Source organism: Acidovorax sp. DMC1, from assembly GCF_056314325.1.
On record NZ_JBQUYO010000018.1, the window covers coordinates 2501 to 5000 of the forward strand.

Here is a 2500-nt window from a genome sequence, read left to right on the forward strand (position 1 = left end):
GCAAACGTGATTGCGAAAGTGATTGCGAAGTAATTTGAACTCAGTAATGACGAATGTTTCTTGATAGTGATATCGAGGAATTATTCACATTACGGCATAACGCGTCAGGTGAAAGACCTGGCAAGTCCTTGAAGATGATGGCGATATCTTGAAAGAGATGTCAAAGTTATAGGGTCAAGTGACTAAGAGCATGTGGTGGATGCCTTGGCGATTACAGGCGACGAAAGACGTGATAGCCTGCGATAAGCTTCGGGGAGCTGGCAAATAAGCTTTGATCCGGAGATTTCTGAATGGGGAAACCCACCTCGCAAGAGGTATCGCATACTGAATACATAGGTATGCGAGGCGAACCGGGTGAACTGAAACATCTCAGTAGCTCGAGGAAAAGACATCAACCGAGATTCCGAAAGTAGTGGCGAGCGAAATCGGAAGAGCCTTCTAGTGATAGCACGACTGTTAGCAAAACGGGATGGAAAGTCCGGCCATAGCAGGTGATAGCCCTGTATGCGAAAACAGACGTGTGGTACTAAGTTAGAGAAAAGTAGGGCGGGACACGAGAAATCCTGTCTGAATATGGGGGGACCATCCTCCAAGGCTAAATACTCGTAATCGACCGATAGTGAACCAGTACCGTGAGGGAAAGGCGAAAAGAACCCCGGGAGGGGAGTGAAATAGATCCTGAAACCGCATGCTTACAAAAAGTAGGAGCCCGCAAGGGTGACTGCGTACCTTTTGTATAATGGGTCAGCGACTTACATTCAGTGGCAAGGTTAACCGAATAGGGAAGCCGTAGAGAAATCGAGTCCGAATAGGGCGAATCAGTCGCTGGGTGTAGACCCGAAACCAAGTGATCTATCCATGGCCAGGATGAAGGTGCCGTAACAGGTACTGGAGGTCCGAACCCACTAGTGTTGCAAAACTAGGGGATGAGCTGTGGATAGGGGTGAAAGGCTAAACAAACTTGGAAATAGCTGGTTCTCTCCGAAAACTATTTAGGTAGTGCCTCAAGTATTACCTGCGGGGGTAGAGCACTGTTTAGGCTAGGGGGTCATGGCGACTTACCAAACCTATGCAAACTCCGAATACCGCAGAGTACAGCTTGGGAGACAGAGCACCGGGTGCTAACGTCCGGACTCAAGAGGGAAACAACCCAGACCGCCAGCTAAGGTCCCTAAAATTGGCTAAGTGGGAAACGAAGTGGGAAGGCTAAAACAGTCAGGATGTTGGCTTAGAAGCAGCCATCATTTAAAGAAAGCGTAATAGCTCACTGATCGAGTCGTCCTGCGCGGAAGATGTAACGGGGCTAAGCCAGTTACCGAAGCTGCGGATTTGCAATTTATTGCAAGTGGTAGGAGAGCGTTCTGTAGGCCTGTGAAGGTGTCTGGTAACGGATGCTGGAGGTATCAGAAGTGCGAATGCTGACATGAGTAGCGTTAAAGGGGGTGAAAAGCCCCCTCGCCGTAAGCGCAAGGTTTTCTACGCAACGTTCATCGGCGTAGAGTGAGTCGGCCCCTAAGGCGAGGCAGAGATGCGTAGCTGATGGGAAACAGGTCAATATTCCTGTACCGATCAATAGTGCGATGTGGGGACGGAGAAGGTTAGCTCAGCCAACTGTTGGATATGTTGGTTCAAGCCTGTAGTCGTGCCTGGTAGGCAAATCCGCCGGGCTTAGATGAGGGGTGATAACGAGTCTGCTTGCAGACGAAGTGAGTGATACCCTGCTTCCAGGAAAAGCCACTAAGCTTCAGCTATTGACGACCGTACCGCAAACCGACACTGGTGCGCGAGATGAGTATTCTAAGGCGCTTGAGAGAACTCAGGAGAAGGAACTCGGCAAATTGATACCGTAACTTCGGGAGAAGGTATGCCCCAAGTAGGTGAACTCGTACAGAGGGAGCCCAACGGGGTTGCAAAAAATCGGTGGCTGCGACTGTTTAATAAAAACACAGCACTCTGCAAACACGAAAGTGGACGTATAGGGTGTGACGCCTGCCCGGTGCTGGAAGATTAAATGATGGGGTGCAAGCTCTTGATTGAAGTCCCAGTAAACGGCGGCCGTAACTATAACGGTCCTAAGGTAGCGAAATTCCTTGTCGGGTAAGTTCCGACCTGCACGAATGGCGTAACGATGGCCACACTGTCTCCTCCTGAGACTCAGCGAAGTTGAAATGTTTGTGATGATGCAATCTCCCCGCGGAAAGACGGAAAGACCCCATGAACCTTTACTGTAGCTTTGTATTGGACTTTGAACAGATCTGTGTAGGATAGGTGGGAGGCTTTGAAGTGAGGACGCTAGTTCTCATGGAGCCAACGTTGAAATACCACCCTGGTGTGTTTGAGGTTCTAACCTAGGTCCATTATCTGGATCGGGGACAGTGCATGGTAGGCAGTTTGACTGGGGCGGTCTCCTCCCAAAGCGTAACGGAGGAGTTCGAAGGTACGCTAGTTACGGTCGGACATCGTGACGATAGTGCAATGGCATAAGCGTGCTTAACTGCGA

General features: G+C 50.0%; 1 rRNA gene (only partly in view). It reads left to right on the top strand.

From position 1 onward, the window contains the following. Positions 1 to 172 precede the first annotated feature (172 nt). A 23S ribosomal RNA gene (locus tag ACT531_RS21665) occupies positions 173 to 2500 on the top strand; it runs 551 nt beyond the window's last position.